Genomic DNA, 14640 nt, shown 5'->3' on the forward strand with positions numbered 1-14640 from the left:
TGGGAAAAAACACTTTTTAATTAATTGGTGTTAAATTGTCATGAATATAGTAATAATTGGTTGTGGTTATGTTGGCTATGCAGTTGCTCAATATTGGCAACGAAATAATAATTTTGGGATCACTGCAACCACAACTAATCCTGAGCGTGTTCCTGGATTACAAGTAGTATCTCAAAAAGTTATCGTCACCCAAGGAAATGATACAGAAAGTCTCAAAGCAGCATTAAAAAATCAAGATGTTGTGCTGTTAACTGTGGCGGCAAAAACTGCAACTTCCTATGAAGAAACTTATCTTCAAACTGCTAAAACATTAGTTTCAGTATTAAGAAATTGCCCCAATATTCGCCAATTGATATATACAGGAAGTCATTCAATTTACGGAGATAGAAATGGTGTCTGGGTAGATGAAGAAACTCCACCGGCACCAGCTAATCTTAATGCTCAGATTCTTCGCAAAACTGAGGATGTTTTACTATCCGCAGAGAATGAAAACCTCCGCGTTTGTATCTTGCGTTTGGGGGGAATTTATGGACCTGGTAGAGAATTGGTGAAAATATTTGGACGAGTCGCGGGGACAACTCGTCCTGGTAATGGCGAAGATATAACCAATTGGATTCACCTCGATGATATTGTTGGTGCTATAGAATTTGCTCGCAATCACCGCTTGCAAGGTATATATAATCTTGTGGATGATGCACATCTTAGCAGTCGAGAATTAATTGGTAATGTATTGACAAAACATAATTTACCTAATGTTATATGGGATGCAGCAAACAAGAGTACCCGCCAATATAATACCTGGGTGTCGAATCAAAAGCTAAAAGACGCAGGCTACAATTTGGTTCATCCTCAAATAATTTTTTAGCAGGTCTTAAATTTAAAATCATGCAACCATCAACCGGAGCTAATACATTTGCTGTAACACCACCTATCTCTGAGTTTTATACTTGGCAGACTTATCGCTGTGCTTACGAAGTTCATCAACCAACAAATTCAACTCCAACAGCTATTCCTTTACTATTAATTCATCCTATTGGGGTAGGATTATCACGGCAATTTTGGCAGAGATTTATCCGTGAATGGTATCAGACAAATCACCATAACTCTATTTACAATATTGATTTATTGGGATGTGGTGAAAGTGATATGCCACGCAAAGCTTATACACCAATCGATTGGGCAAAACAGTTACAACACTTTTTACAAACAGTAGTAAAAAAACCTGTGATTTTAATAGCGCAGGGTGCTTTATCACCAGTAGCAATTGAATTAGTTAAACTAGAACCAAATTTAATTGCTGGAATTATACTTTCTGGGCCAACGGCTTGGAGTGTAACTACTAAAAATGCAGCTAAATGGCGACAAAAATTACTTTGGAATATCTTTGATTCACCAATAGGAAATGCTTTTTTTCGCTATGCCCGCACCCGCAAATTTTTACTTTCTTTCTCTATTGAAAGACTTTTTGACTCTAGTGATGCCGTTGATGAAGAATGGTTAAAAACCTTAATAGCAGATGCTAAAAATATGGGTGGACGCTATGCAGTATTTGCTTTTTTAGCTAGATTTTGGCAGCGAGATTATAGTGGTGATATTGCGGCAATTGTGCAACCAACATTAATAGTTTTGGGAAATAAAGCATCAGCTATTAGCAAAGAAGGTAAAAAAGAAACTCCAGATGAACGTTTGGCAGATTATCTGGCTTGTTTACCTCAAGGTCAAGGAATAAAAATCAGCGGCAGAAATGTTTTACCATATGAATCTACTGCTGAATTTGTAGCGGCTATATCTCCATTTATTCATGAACTTTCTTAGTTCACAACTATGTGAAGTTAAGTAACCAATCTCGAAATTCACTCGTAGTGAAGGTTTTATACCTCAACTTTGGGCTGAAGCCCTGACTACATACCTTTAATTATTTACGTTGTTTTACTTATTGGTTACGGGAGACTATGGCCAACGTGTCCTTAAAAATCAGGTACAACTTGACCTGATTTATACCCTAAATCCTGTCTATACAAGTAATTATGGCTACACCATGCAAGGTTATCATCAGTCAAATTGGATGGCGATGAAATGTTCTGATTACCGCTCTCGTGTCAAACTGATGAAGGAATCTTAATCACGAAATTATAGGAGTGGTGGGAATGGATGTCAGCTTGATTGTGTCCAACATCTTGAATCCACCTGTGTTAGCTTTCTTTATGGGGATGTTGGCGGTTTTCCTGAAGTCAGATTTGGAAATTCCTGCACCCATTCCCAAGCTGTTTTCCCTGTATTTGCTATTTGCGATTGGGTTTAAGGGTGGTGTGGAACTCGTAAAAAGTGGTATCAGTCAGGAAGTGATTTTCACCATGCTGGCAGCGATTTTAATGGCTTGCCTCGTACCAATTTATACTTTTTTCATTCTCAAAATAAAACTGGACTCTTACAATGCTGCTGCGATCGCTGCTACTTATGGTTCAATTAGTGCTGTCACCTTTATCACGGCTAGTTCTTTTCTCACTCAACTGGGTATCAGCTTTGATGGTTATATGGTTGCAGCCCTGGCTTTGATGGAATCTCCAGCGATTGTTGTTGGTTTGATATTAGTAAAATTATTTACTGCTGATGAGAGTGACAGAGAGTTTAATTGGGCGGAAGTATTACAAGAAGCATTCCTAAATAGTTCCGTATTTCTCCTAGTTGGTAGCCTAATTATGGGTTTACTTACAGGTGAACATGGTTGGACGACATTAAAACCTTTTACACAGGATATGTTTTACGGAGTCCTCACTTTCTTCTTGTTAGATATGGGACTTCTGGCGGCGAAAAGAATCAAAGATTTACAAAAAACTGGCGTTTTCTTAATCTTATTTGCCATATTAATACCCATAGTCAATGCTGGAGTTGGTTTAATTATTGCTAAACTAATCGGTATGCCACAAGGAGATGCTCTCTTATTTTCAGTGTTGTGCGCTAGTGCTTCTTACATTGCAGTTCCAGCAGCTATGCGACTAACCGTTCCTGAAGCTAATCCTAGTCTATATGTTTCCACTGCTTTAGCTGTGACATTTCCTTTTAACATCATTATCGGCATACCCTTTTATTTATACGCAATTAATATCTTTTGGAGTTGAGATTATGGAGTTAGTTAAAAGGATAGAAATTTTTGCTAATTACGTCGAAGTCGGCAAGATTTTAGAAGCTTTAGAAAAGGCTGGTGTTCCTGGACATACTGTTATTAAGAATGTTGCTGGTAAAGGTAGAGGAGGAACAGACAGTGATGATTTAGCAATGACATTGCTAGATAACATTTATATCATTGCTTTCTTTCCTCCTGAAAAATTGCCGCAGGTGGAGGTGCAGATTAGAAAAACTTTAAATAAGTTTGGTGGGAGTTGTTTTATTTCTGATGCAATGGAATTGAAAACAACCAAGTATGTTGGTTAGGTAAACATAAAATTCTTCACTTCTCGAATAACTCTGCCTTCTTTTTGGGAAGTAGTATTCTGTAGGTACAGGCACAAAAATCAAGAAACTGATTACAATACTCAAGGTGAAATCTAATTCCCTTGTGTGATTAATCATGGAAAATTTTGTTTTTTACAATCCTGTTAAAATCCTATTTGGCAAAGGTCAAATTGCCAATATTGCTTCAGAAATCCCTGCTGATGCTAAAATCCTGATCACCTACGGCGGTGGTAGCATTAAAGCCAATGGCGTTTATGATCAAGTAAAATCGGCATTAGCGGGAAGAAAGGTATTTGAGTTTGGTGGTATTGAACCCAACCCCCACTTTGAAACTTTGATGAAAGCAGTGGAATTGATACGCAAAGAAGGTATTGATTTTCTTTTAGCTGTGGGTGGTGGTTCCGTTGTTGACGGGACTAAATTTATTGCTGCTGCGGTATCTTTTGTGGGCGACCCTTGGGATATTTTAGCAAAAGGCGCACCGATAACAGAGGCAGTTTCCTTTGGTGTGGTTTTGACTTTACCAGCAACTGGTTCGGAAATGAACCCAACTTCGGTGATTACCAAGTCGGAAACTCAAGAAAAGTTATATTTCGCTAATCCCCTGGTGTTTCCTAAATTTTCTGTTCTTGACCCAGAAACGACTTTCTCCCTGCCTACGAGGCAAATTAGTAATGGGATTGTGGATGCTTTTACTCATGTGATGGAGCAGTATTTAACCTATTCAGTGAATGCACCATTGCAAGATCGCATGGCTGAGTCAATTCTGAAAACGCTGATTGAAGAAGGTCCAAAAACCTTAGCAAATCCTACAGATTATGATGCACGGGCGAATTTAGTTTGGGCTGCAACAATGGCGTTAAATGGGTTAATTGCTGTTGGTGTCCCCCAAGATTGGACAACTCACATGATTGGTCATGAGTTGACAGCGTTGCATGGTATGGATCATGCTCAAACTTTGGCGGTTGTTTTACCCAGCACTTTGACAATTAGACGCGATCGCAAATGGCAAAAACTTCTACAATATGCAGATAGAGTTTGGGAAATTATTGGTGGTTCGGATGAAGAACGAGTAGATGCAGCAATTAGTAAAACTCGTGATTTCTTTGAATCAGTTGGTGTTCGCACTCGTTTATCTGATTATGGTGTGGGACTAGAAACCATTCCCGCAGTGATCAAGAATTTAGAAAAACATGGGATGACAGCTTTAGGGGAAAATAAAGATGTTAATCTGCAAGTTGTTGAGCAAATTTTAGCTCTTTGTGCTTAGAAATTAAATTTTTGAGGGTAGGTATTTTACCTACCCATAACAAAGCAATTTTTAATATCTAAAATTTTTCAACTTGAGACAACAACAATATTGCTACAGATTCTATAATATAATTATTGAACACCACCACAGGAGTCCGTATGACCCAGATATATGAGGGAGTACGCTGGACAAGCTCAGACCTTGAACTATTGCCAGATAACGGCAACCGTTATGAGATAATTAATGGAGAATTATTTGTGACAAGAGCGCCACATTGGAAACATCAAAAAGCTGGCAACAATGTTTGTACAGAACTCACACTTTGGTCTAGAGAAACCGGTTTAGGAGAAGCTGTAACTGCTCCAGGTATTATTTTTACTGATGCTGATAATGTCATTCCTGATGTAGTTTGGGCAAGTAATGAAAGGTTAGCAACTTTATTAGATGATGATGGACATTTAACAGGTGCGCCAGAATTAGTAATTGAAGTGCTTTCTGCTGGTGTGGAAAATGAACGCCGAGATAAAGAAGTGAAATTAAAACTTTATGCTTCTAGAGGTGTGCAGGAATATTGGATAATGAATTGGCGGTTACAACAAATAGAAGTTTATAGACGAGAAAGAGCAATTTTAGTATTAGTAGAAACTCTGTTTGCTAATGATGAGTTAATATCGCCTTTATTGCCTGGATTTAGTTGTGTCGTGGGTAGTTTATTTAAGTAGAAAAATACTTAAATTTAACATTGAAAAACAAATATTTTCTAGAAGTTAACTAAGATGGTACAAGCAATATTAAAAACTCTCACATTAGAGGAGTTTCTGCAACTACCAGAAACGAAACCGGCTAGTGAGTATATTGATGGTGATTTACAACTGACAGTTGGAGAGTTGTTTGCGTGGTTGTTAGAGTGAAATTGATTCTTATTTAAAATAAGAGTAAAACAGTCCCCCTTTTCAATGGGGATTTAGGGGTATCTAAAATTTTTGATACATCATGAGGGATTTTTACAACATCATCTTAGAGTAAATATTAATATTAATATTGCGAGATTAATAAATAGAGGTATATAGCGTTTCCCAGTCTAATGAAGTACACACCAATTTATTAACTGTTCCCTGTTCCCTAAAACGAAAAAACTTTGTACTTCACTAGCATGAGAACGGCTATAATACAATCTATACTATTCTATATCTCATATATAAAAGCTTTTTAAGGGAAAATTAAGCTATGAACTACCAAGAACTTTTTGCTCAAAAACTCTATAAAGAAGCCATAACTGAACTTCAAATAGAAATAAAGTCATATCCAAATGATGAAAAACGTAGTTTACTAGCTGTTTGTTGGTTCATTCTTGGTAATTTTGAAGAAGCCTTCAGAGTTGTGCAAGAGATTGAAAATCTAACAAATCGTGATTACATAATTTTGGCTATGATTCATGAGCAGAGTAAGAATTGGGAGGAGATGACAAGGGTTCTTAGGGAATCGGTGCGTATAAATCAATCTGGATACATCTATTATTATCTAGCAGTTGCCGAAAGGCAAGGACGTAATTTATTAAACGTAGATGCAGCTAGTAAGGAGATGATGCAGAGCTACCTTAGAAGATCAATAGAATTTGAAGATTGTCCTGTTGAATCTTATCTTTTACTTGTAGATTTATATGATTTCAACCACTTAGAAAATAAAATTGATACACTGAATAAGGCTTTTCAAAAGTATCCAGATAATCCAATTGTTCGGTTTGAGTTAGCTTCTATTTTGATCCATTTTCAAGGAGAAAATGAAAGAGCTATTACCATATTAACACCTTTAGTTGGTACAGAAAATTTCGATCAAAAAGCACGATGGTATATCTTTGAAGCGTTGGTTAATCAGAAAGAATATTCTGATGCTGATAAGTATTTAGATAGTATTGAAATAAATAATAAGGACGGTTATATATCAATAAAATCTGATCTACTATTTAGACAAGGAAATTTTGGTGATTGGTTAGCTTTGTCTGCCGAAAACATAGATCAAAATAGTTTTGAACCTATTGTCAAATACTATTTCAAAAAGGCTTATGTGAACATTTACAATAATAATTTACAGCAAGCAATTAACGATTTTGTGTCTGGAGCAGAGCTATTGATTGGAATTGTAGATTACATATATTCTTGGATAGATATTTCAATTAATGGTGAACATTATTTATATAAAGAATTTGATGTAATTGAAGATGTGTGTGAAACTTTAGTCTTACTGAAGGATGAAAACGAATTATTAACACAACAAAGTATAGGCTTACTAATTTATACCATTCAAAGATATTTTTATGAAGATCGTCAAAATGAATTACTGGCATTTTTCCCAGATTTATCAGAATCACCACTTTTATTTTCAGCAAAATTATTGGGATATCCACCTAATTTATGTTACGAATTAACTCAAGAAATCATAGATAAAGATATTATACAAGCAATACATTATTACTTAAAATATGCAATTTGGAAATGTGAGAGTGATGAATATCTTTTAAATAATTTTTCAAATACAATTTATATCAACCAGTCTGAAATTAGGAATGGTATTTTAGAGTATATTGATTCTATAAATGAGATTGCTTTATCAGAATTGAGGAAATGTCAAAATCCAGAGATAATCATTAAAGTTTTTGTACCTTTTTATAATGCAGTTTGGCGTAACCTTCTTTTCAAAAAAGGATTATTTTATATTGTTGCTGAGATTAGCAAAAAGATAGTTGATGCTTCTAATAAAACTCAAGGACTTTTTGATTATGCTTACAGCCTCAATTCTTTAAGTAATCGAGATGAAGCAGAAGCTATATATCTAATTTTAATTGATCAACAGCCCGATAATAGTGCAGCTATCAATAATTTAGGTGTAATAAGCGACAAGTTGTGAAGAGTGTAATTCTGGTAAATCTTCTAAGTTAATTAAAGATTTTACAGGAGGATTCAATAAAGAAGAATGGTCTAAACATATCAGGGCTAAACGTTTGCAGATACTTAAAGAAAGGAGAGAAAAGCTAGATGAAATTAAGCAGCATTGGGCTTCATCTTTAAAAAAAAGAAGTTTATCAGAAAAAGATAATACAGCTATTGAGCATTTTATAGAGAGATACGAACCTGACTGGATTAAAGCGGCAATTGATATTGCAGTACGCAAAGAAATCCAGGATTATGTTAAATATACAGCAGGCATTTTAAAGAATTGGGCTAGGGAAAGTCCACCAGAATATTTATCAAACCCTGATGTCGGATTAGCTAAGAAGCCAGCAACTGCTAAACAAATTACCTATATTGCTTCTTTGCTAGAGAGAGATGGGATTAGTTTAAGTGACGTGAGTGATAAGACTGACTTTGATGAACTTACAATGTTAGACGCAAGAAACTTGATATCTGTTCTTCTCGAAGAGATGGAAGAGTAAATCATCGGACTTACTCCTACTCTTAACCAAAAAACTTTTTCAGCAAACCCTAAGTAGTAATGAAATATGCCTACTGAAACTGTTACACTACAAATACCCGAAATTATCTATCAACGGTTAGTCAATACCGCCCATGCTACTCAACGTCCTTTAGAGGAAGTCATGCTTCATGCTTTACAAGTGGGTAGTTCACCAGCATGGGATGATGTACCAGAGGAATTTCAAGCCGAACTTGCTGCTTTAGATAAGTTAGATGATAATACTCTCTGGCAAATTTTCCATAGTCAGAAAACAGCAGCAGATATGGAAGAATATAATACTTTACTAGAGAAAAATTCTAGTGGTACATTAACAGAAACAGAAAGATTAAATTTAATATCTCTCCGACACGAATCTGATCTCTTTATGTTACGTAAAGCCCAAGCCGCAGTTTTACTTCGTTGGCGAGGATATAGTTGACCAAATCCTTAAATTCTTGTGTCTACATATATTTCGGAAAGTTTAAGAAAACAAAGATTCAATGTTACGATATCCATTAACTACTCGGATAATTTCTACATCATCTTCTACCGATAAAAAATAATATAAGGATTTGTAGATATCCCTCGCAATTCTGGTGATAATTCTGCATAACTACGCCCCATGTTAGGAAATTGTGCTAACATTTGACATTTTTGTTCTATGGTATCCAAAAACTGATGTGCAGAATCTAAATTGAAATTGGATAAATACTCACAAATTTCATTGATATCTTCAATTGCTTCATCTGTTAAACTGTAATTACTCATTGCAAAGATTCACCTTTTTGGGCAAGTTTTTCTCGCAATTTAGCAAAAGCAACTTCACCAGCAGTTAATTGTCCCCTGTTAGCTTGTTCAATACCCACAGCTACTTTTTTACGGGTTTCTTCTAACCATTGTTCATAATGTTTATCTCTTTCTTCTAGTAATTGCAAAGCTGCTACAATTACCTGATAGGCATTTTCATATTTACCACTTTGCAATTTGGATTGAATCAACTGTTCTTGTTCCGGTTGAAGGCTAATATTCATAGTCATAAGTACCAGAATTGATAAATTTAATAACTTGAGGATTCAGTATTGGCAATTGTAACCTACTATTAATTGTTATTATAACCAAAGTAATAATTAAAAAATATCACAGAAAAATCACTATGACACAACAACCAATACAAGTAATTGGCGGTGGACTGGCGGGAACAGAAGCAGCATGGCAAATAGCCCAAGCAGGAGTACCCGTAATTCTCCACGAGATGCGCCCTAAAAGGTTCAGCCCTGCCCATCATACCGAAAATTTGGCAGAATTGGTCTGTAGTAACTCTTTCGGGGCTATGGCGAGCGATCGCGCGGCAGGATTATTACACGAAGAATTACGTCAACTCGGTTCTATTATCATTTCTAAAGCTGATGAACACGCAGTCCCCGCTGGTGGGGCTTTAGCGGTAGATAGAGGACAATTTGGTGAAGACTTAACCCAAACCTTAGCAAATCATCCTTTAATTGATTTCCGCAGGGGAGAAGTTAAAGAAATTCCCGAAGGTATTGTTGTGTTAGCTTCTGGCCCATTAACAAGTCCCGATTTATCGGCAGATTTACAGCGGTTTACCGGGATGGAATATCTCAATTTTTTTGATGCTGCAAGTCCTATTATTTTAGGAGATTCTATTAATAAAGATATTGCTTTTATGGCTTCTCGCTATGACAAAGGTGAAGCAGCTTATCTGAATTGTCCGATGAATAAAGAACAGTATTTACATTTTTGGTCAGAATTACGTCAAGCAGAACAAACAGAATTAAAAGACTTTGAAAAAGAAACCGCGAAATTTTTTGAAGCTTGTTTACCAATTGAAGAAATGGCACGCAGAGGGGAAGATACCATGCGATATGGTCCCCTGAAACCAGTGGGTTTATCTGATCCTCGCACGGGTGAACGTAACTATGCGGTAATTCAATTGCGTCAAGAAGATAAAGCCGGTCAACTTTGGAATATGGTGGGTTTTCAAACTAATTTACGTTGGGGTGAACAAAAACGAGTTTTTCAAATGATACCTGGTTTGGAAAAAGCCGAGTTTGTCAGATTAGGAGTTATGCACCGCAATACTTTTTTAAATGCACCGCAGTTAATGTCTGCAAGTTTGCAATTTAAAGAACGTCCAACTTTATTAGCTGCGGGACAATTAATAGGAACAGAAGGTTATACTGCTGCATCTGCGGGAGGTTGGTTAGCGGGAACAAATGCAGCTAGGTTAGCTTTAGGAAAAGAACCGCTAATTTTACCCGTTACAACCATGATGGGGTCTTTATTTGAGTTTATCAGTTCCGCTGAACCAAAATATTTTCAACCGATGGCTCCTAATTTTGGTATTGTGCCAGATTTGGGTGTGAGAATCAAGAGTAAACCAGAAAAATATGGACGTTATCGCGATCGCTCTTTGGCAGATTTATCAAGTTGGAAAGCTGCAAGTTTAGGATAAATAAGATCCCCGACTTCTATGATTAATATATCATTTATTGACAATATCAAAAAAGAAGTCTGGGTTCTGAACTTTATTATATATATATATTTATATTTGTCACTGTATCAGCTTTTAAAACATAATCAATTCTTCCCCGCAACACCTCTATTTTAGTAATTATGGTAATAGCAATACAGCGATGTTGAAAATACCAATAAACCAGGTAAGACTAAGGTTAAAACCAGAATATCTGAACCTGTTTTCATACTCAAATCATCAGTAATAGTTATGGGTGTTAATTTTTGCCAAAGTTTGGGCATAATACTGTTTATGTTTGTACTTCTTTGGCTGAATATCACGGGATGAAAACGGTATCTTTCCCCAAAATTAGAACCTGGTGGTTGTTGCTGACATTTTGTTGTTTTGTCTGGTATGCTTCAGTATTATTACCACTAAGTGCAGCTTATTCACAAACAATTAATACCCTAAAGCAACAACAGCAGCAAGTTCAACAGCAGCGTCAAAATGTGATTCAGGAAAAGAATCATTTAACGAATCTGCAAACAGAAGCGCAAAGACATTTAACTGGGTTAAATCAAAATCTGCAAGCCACTAATAGCCAAATTCAAAACAGCGAAACTAGGTTAAAATTTGCTACTGAAAGCCTCCAAGAATTAGAAGCTGTTTTATCTGTCACAGAACGTAATTATGAAGAAAGACAAGTTGCAACCGTAGCGCGGTTACGATTTTTACAGCGATCGCAATCTTCTCAAGGATTGGCTGTTTTGTTACAAAGCCGGAATTTAAGTGATTTTATCAGTCGTCGTCATCAGTTAAAGTTAGTTTATCAGGCAGACCAGCGGATTTTATCTAAACTTGCAGAACAAGCAAATTTATTAATTCAACAAAGAACAGAAGTAGAAGCGCAGAAAAATCAAATTGCTTTAATTAGAGAACAATTATTAGCCCAAAAATCCGATTATCAAGCTCAAGCGGAATCTCAAGGAGAATTGATTCAACGTTTAAATAGCGATCGCTTGGCTTTAGAAGCAGCACAAAATCAACTAGAGAAAGATTCTCAAAATCTAGAAGCTTTGATTCAACAAAAAGTAGCTGAACAAAAAGCCAGAGAAGCGCGGGAAGCCGCACAAGCAAAAGCTAACAGTAAAATTTGGATTCGTGGTACAGGTATCTTTGCATTTCCCAGCGACGCACCTACCAGCAGTCCCTTTGGTTGGAGGATTCACCCTATTCTCGGATATCGGCGTTTTCATGGAGGTTTGGATTTTGCCGCTAGTTATGGTAGTACCATTAGAGCCGCAGATTCAGGTACAGTGATTTTTGCGGGTTGGTATGGTGGTTATGGCAAATCTTTGATTATTGATCATGGTAAAGGAATTACCACCCTATATGCCCATTGTAGTGAATTATATGTGAGTGAAGGGCAATCTGTACAAAAAGGACAAGCGATCGCTGCTGTCGGTTCTACAGGCTTATCTACAGGCCCTCACCTGCATTTTGAAGTCCGTCGTGATGGTACACCCGTTGATCCAGCAAATTACTTATAATTAAATTCAGAAAGTATGTTATGATATAAGATATATGTTCGAGGGCGCGTGGCTCAGTGGATAGAGCAACAGGTTCCGGTCCTGTGGGTCGGGGGTTCAAATCCCTCCGCGCTCGTTTTTTAAGATATTACAAAATCAACAGAAAATTAACTCTTTTTCGGTTTTTATTCACGTGCACCGATTAGATATTTACACGATCATTTAGAATTGGCAAGTTTGAGAAAACCGCAAATATCAACATTTCCAAAGTTAATAGCAATGGTTGAGTTTGTTATAGCTGGTTAAAAAAAATTATGGGACACTTCCGCAGGTTGGGTATACAGCACTTCCCAGCGTCATGAGGTACAAGAACCCCACCCCCAACCCCCTAAGAGCAAGCGATGAGGGGGCTATGATGTACCTTATAACAAAGGAATCCGCTGTAAGTTAGAGAACCCCAACAGATAAAAATATAACCCCATACAAAATTTTAAGCTTTGTAGGAGGTTATTTTTTGCTACTTTTTACTAAGAAGTGCCAGGAACCGGACTTGAACCGGTGACACGAGGATTTTCAGTCCTCTGCTCTACCAACTGAGCTATCCCGGCGTGGTTTTTTTAGTACCGCCACGATTAATCAATGTAGCAAAGAAAGAAAGATTTGTCAAGTGGTTTACAGAAGAAACTTTTACGCCCCCTCAAATCCCCAACTTCACCCAAGTGAAAACGAGGAGGAACATCAGGAACTGTACCAGAACGATACTAGGGCCAGAAGCCAGGTTAAACACCCCAGAAACCATAATTCCACCAATGCTACTGCTAGAACCGACAAGCACCGACAGAATCAGAAAGCGGTTAAAATGGTGACTCATTAGTTTAGCAGTGGCAGCGGGAATCACTAAAAAAGCATTCACGAGTAAAACGCCAACCGCTTTAATGGCTACAGCAACGGACAAAGACAGCAAAACGACAAACCCATAACGATACAATTGCACCGGAACGCCTTGTACTTGGGCAACATCAGGATTAAGAGTTAACAAAATTTGCGATCGCAAAGTTGATAATAAAAAAATGCTGCTACCGACAAGTATCACCAGCGTCAAAATTAAATCGGTGACATCAATCGCGAGAATATCGCCAAACAGCACAGCCATCAAATTGCCGCGATATCCTTTAATCATGCTGGTGAGGATAACACCTATTGCTAATGCTCCTGATAAAACTATACTGAGAACGCTATCACTACCTAAATCTGTTTTGTCAATTAAGTAGAGAACAACAATCCCGAAAATCAAGGTAAAAGGTAACAACATCCAAGTAGGATTTGTGTTTAATAATACGCCTAATGCTACGCCTACTAAGGCTGCATGACCAACAGCATGGCTGAAAAATGACAACTGGCGCAAAGTCACAAAACTGCCCAATAAACCGCCAAGTATTCCCATTAATACAGCACCAATAATGGCACGTTGCATGAAAGGGAATTGTAATAAATCCACTAATTCTTGATTATTAGCAATAACTAACAATTTGTGTGGATGTAAAATCAATAAATGCATATTTTGACTTTTTTCTCTACATAAATTGATTTAACCACAACTCATGATTCAGTCTTTGTCTGGATGTTACTGAACTTTTTAAATTTACAATGTTGAATTGTTTAGTGATTGTGTTGGTAGCGGCTAAAACCAGGGCCATAAGTCGCTAAAAGATTTTTTGCTGAAAGGGCAATTTCTGGCTTACCAGTACATACAAGAGTTTGATTAAGACAAAGAACGCGATCGCAATGACGGCTGACCATATCAATATCATGGGAAACTTGTAAAACTGTCCAACCCTCTTCTCTCTTTAATTCATTTAGTAAAACATAAAAATCAGCCGCACCTTGCACATCTACCCCAGCAAAAGCTTCATCAAGTACCAAAAATTTGCGTGGAGTTACTAAACAATAAGCCAACAAAACCCGCTTGAGTTGACCACCACTAAGAGTTCCAATCGCTTGATTTCTCAGATGATATGCGTCAGTTCGTTGTAAAGCTGCGGTTATTGCTGCTGATTTTTGTCTGTGATTTTGCCAAAACTTGGAAAATAAATGTTTTCTGTCACCTGCAACCTTTTCTCTATCACCTATTCCTAGTCCCACCAATTCACTAACAGAAATCGGAAAACTACGATCAAAAATAAAGTTTTGTGGCATATAGCCTAACAGGTGATGTAAACTTCCTAATCTCGATATTGGACGACCAAATATTTCAATTGCACCAGCACTTCTGGGAATTAAATCTAAAATAGCTTTTACCAAAGTACTCTTACCCGCGCCATTCGGTCCGACTATAGCTGTGTCTGTTCCTGGTAACAATTCAAAAGAAACATCCCGTACCGCTAGATAACTGCTTTGATAGACAGTTAATCCTTCTACTTTTAATATTGGTAATGTCATTAATTGTTGGTCGTTATTCATCGAATTTTAGATTTTAAACTCCA

Annotated in this window: 15 protein-coding genes, 2 tRNA genes and 1 pseudogene; 13 read left to right on the forward strand and 5 right to left on the reverse strand. The window is 36.9% G+C overall.

Going from position 1 to position 14640, the window contains the following annotated elements:
* Nucleotides 1-40: 40 nt before the first annotated feature.
* The 10 genes and pseudogenes from A9Y75_RS10740 (at nt 41) to A9Y75_RS10780 (ending at nt 8594) form a co-directional block, all read left to right on the forward strand.
* Entirely contained in the window at nt 41-865 is an 825-nt protein-coding gene (locus A9Y75_RS10740) for an SDR family oxidoreductase (RefSeq protein WP_071189539.1), read from the forward strand.
* A gap of 20 nt (nt 866-885) precedes the next feature.
* Nucleotides 886-1815, forward strand: a complete 930-nt coding sequence (locus A9Y75_RS10745; RefSeq protein WP_071189540.1) for an alpha/beta fold hydrolase — start codon at nt 886-888, stop codon at nt 1813-1815.
* Nucleotides 1816-2147: 332 nt separating this feature from the next.
* Nucleotides 2148-3119 (forward strand): sodium-dependent bicarbonate transport family permease, encoded by a 972-nt coding sequence (locus A9Y75_RS10750; protein WP_071189541.1) that lies wholly within the window; start codon nt 2148-2150, stop codon nt 3117-3119.
* Nucleotides 3120-3123: 4 nt separating this feature from the next.
* Nucleotides 3124-3432 (forward strand): transcriptional regulator, encoded by a 309-nt coding sequence (locus A9Y75_RS10755; protein ID WP_071189542.1) that lies wholly within the window; start codon nt 3124-3126, stop codon nt 3430-3432.
* A 136-nt stretch (nt 3433-3568) separates the two neighbouring features.
* Nucleotides 3569-4723 (forward strand): iron-containing alcohol dehydrogenase, encoded by a 1155-nt coding sequence (locus A9Y75_RS10760; RefSeq protein ID WP_071189543.1) that lies wholly within the window; start codon nt 3569-3571, stop codon nt 4721-4723.
* 140 nt (nt 4724-4863) lie between these two features.
* Entirely contained in the window at nt 4864-5427 is a 564-nt protein-coding gene (locus A9Y75_RS10765; RefSeq protein ID WP_071189544.1) for a Uma2 family endonuclease, read from the forward strand.
* A 54-nt stretch (nt 5428-5481) separates the two neighbouring features.
* A pseudogene (locus A9Y75_RS27530) lies at nt 5482-5571 on the forward strand (Uma2 family endonuclease); the annotation flags it as partial.
* A 361-nt stretch (nt 5572-5932) separates the two neighbouring features.
* Nucleotides 5933-7609, forward strand: a complete 1677-nt coding sequence (locus tag A9Y75_RS10770) for a hypothetical protein (protein WP_071189545.1) — start codon at nt 5933-5935, stop codon at nt 7607-7609.
* Nucleotides 7610-7703: 94 nt separating this feature from the next.
* Nucleotides 7704-8135, forward strand: coding sequence for a DnaD domain protein (locus A9Y75_RS10775; RefSeq protein ID WP_071189546.1), 432 nt, complete (start codon nt 7704-7706; stop codon nt 8133-8135).
* A 66-nt stretch (nt 8136-8201) separates the two neighbouring features.
* Nucleotides 8202-8594, forward strand: coding sequence for a hypothetical protein (locus A9Y75_RS10780; protein ID WP_071189547.1), 393 nt, complete (start codon nt 8202-8204; stop codon nt 8592-8594).
* Nucleotides 8595-8701: 107 nt separating this feature from the next.
* Here A9Y75_RS10780 and A9Y75_RS10785 read toward each other — a convergent pair whose 3' ends face one another.
* Together A9Y75_RS10785 and A9Y75_RS10790 are read right to left on the reverse strand one after the other, a co-directional pair.
* Complete coding sequence (locus tag A9Y75_RS10785) at nt 8702-8923, reverse strand: type II toxin-antitoxin system RelE/ParE family toxin (protein WP_143046397.1); 222 nt, start codon at nt 8921-8923, stop codon at nt 8702-8704.
* A complete protein-coding gene (locus A9Y75_RS10790; RefSeq protein WP_071189682.1) occupies nt 8920-9186 on the reverse strand; it encodes a type II toxin-antitoxin system ParD family antitoxin in 267 nt (88 codons plus the stop codon). Before A9Y75_RS10790 ends, A9Y75_RS10785 begins: the two co-directional genes overlap by 4 nt.
* A gap of 122 nt (nt 9187-9308) precedes the next feature.
* Here A9Y75_RS10790 and trmFO point away from each other — a divergent pair, with 122 nt between their 5' ends.
* From trmFO to A9Y75_RS10805, 3 genes are all read left to right on the forward strand, one after another.
* Nucleotides 9309-10628 (forward strand): FADH(2)-oxidizing methylenetetrahydrofolate--tRNA-(uracil(54)-C(5))-methyltransferase TrmFO, encoded by a 1320-nt coding sequence (trmFO, locus tag A9Y75_RS10795; RefSeq protein ID WP_071189548.1) that lies wholly within the window; start codon nt 9309-9311, stop codon nt 10626-10628.
* A gap of 344 nt (nt 10629-10972) precedes the next feature.
* Entirely contained in the window at nt 10973-12178 is a 1206-nt protein-coding gene (locus tag A9Y75_RS10800) for a M23 family metallopeptidase (RefSeq protein WP_071189549.1), read from the forward strand.
* 42 nt (nt 12179-12220) lie between these two features.
* Nucleotides 12221-12293, forward strand: a tRNA-Arg gene (locus A9Y75_RS10805).
* Between the two features lie 399 nt (nt 12294-12692).
* Here A9Y75_RS10805 and A9Y75_RS10810 read toward each other — a convergent pair.
* The 3 genes from A9Y75_RS10810 to A9Y75_RS10820 form a co-directional block, all read right to left on the reverse strand.
* A tRNA-Phe gene (locus A9Y75_RS10810) sits at nt 12693-12765 on the reverse strand.
* Nucleotides 12766-12854: 89 nt separating this feature from the next.
* Complete coding sequence (locus A9Y75_RS10815) at nt 12855-13715, reverse strand: metal ABC transporter permease (protein ID WP_071189550.1); 861 nt, start codon at nt 13713-13715, stop codon at nt 12855-12857.
* A gap of 101 nt (nt 13716-13816) precedes the next feature.
* The gene (locus A9Y75_RS10820) at nt 13817-14596 is read right to left on the reverse strand and encodes a metal ABC transporter ATP-binding protein (protein WP_071189683.1); all 780 of its coding nucleotides are present in this window, start codon (nt 14594-14596) and stop codon (nt 13817-13819) included.
* Nucleotides 14597-14640: the final 44 nt, after the last annotated feature.

This window comes from Trichormus sp. NMC-1 (genome assembly GCF_001858025.1).
Lineage (GTDB): Bacteria > Cyanobacteriota > Cyanobacteriia > Cyanobacteriales > Nostocaceae > Anabaena.